The organism is Treponema sp. R6D11, assembly GCF_054786075.1.
Genome location: NZ_BDHD01000572.1, coordinates 1 through 760, shown reverse-complemented (window position 1 = coordinate 760; position 760 = coordinate 1). Strand labels below are relative to the sequence as shown.

The following is a 760-nucleotide window of genomic DNA, read 5'->3' as shown; positions in this document are numbered from 1 at the left end:
ATTCATCCCCGATATGGCCGCGCGTGTATTCGCTAATCAGAATGCCGCCCGTGTTGTACTGCTTGTTAACCCCCTCCAGCCGCGCCGCGAGATTTACGGCGTTCCCCATAATCGTATAGTCCATTTTATTGGGCGTGCCCATGTTGCCTACTACCATGTCGCCCGTGTTAACGCCAATCCGCGTGAAAAGAGGGAACGGATCGTCGGCGCTTTTTGTCGCGCCTTTTCCGGCGAGCGCCGCCCGAACTGCTGGATATGGTAAAAAACTGGCAAACGGCGTTTGACATGTATGAAAAGCGGGACTTTACCGGGGCGCAAACTATTTTTAAGGCGATTTATGATAAAAACGGCTCCGACTTGGCGGCGAAAAAATACCTGGAAAGGTGCGTAAAATACGTCTCTTCGCCACCCGATGAAAAAACATGGGATAATGGGGTAGATAATTTAACGGAAAAGTAGTATTAATATTCTGTCAGGAGAAAATTATGAAAAGAATTTTATTAGTATTTGTTTTGGCGTTGTTAACGGCGGGGGTTGCGGGGGGGGAGGGTTCCCACGGGGGGAGCCTGCTCGGGGGGGGGAAAAGGACTAAGTTAAAATATTTCACCGGGACTCTCCCCCCCACGAGGGGGATGTTTAAACAAAGGCGAAAAGTATCAATTTGTTAGCATAAAGGGAGGAAAGCCGAAAAAAGAAATGCGGGGAGAAAACCGATAAACAGGGGGGAGGCGACAGCGGAACATTTCGCAAAAAAAATTGA

1 protein-coding gene and 1 pseudogene are annotated in these 760 nt (G+C 48.9%); one reads left to right on the top strand and one right to left on the bottom strand.

Annotation, left to right across the window (positions count from 1 at the left end):
• Positions 1-199 (bottom strand): annotated as a pseudogene (locus ACYVTD_RS14760) (adenylate/guanylate cyclase domain-containing protein); the annotation flags it as partial.
• 56 nt (positions 200-255) lie between these two features.
• On the opposite strand from ACYVTD_RS14760, the gene ACYVTD_RS14755 reads away from it, so the two are divergent.
• Positions 256-459, top strand: a complete 204-nt coding sequence (locus tag ACYVTD_RS14755; RefSeq protein ID WP_461248473.1) for a hypothetical protein — start codon at positions 256-258, stop codon at positions 457-459.
• The last annotated feature ends 301 nt before the right edge of the window (positions 460-760 follow it).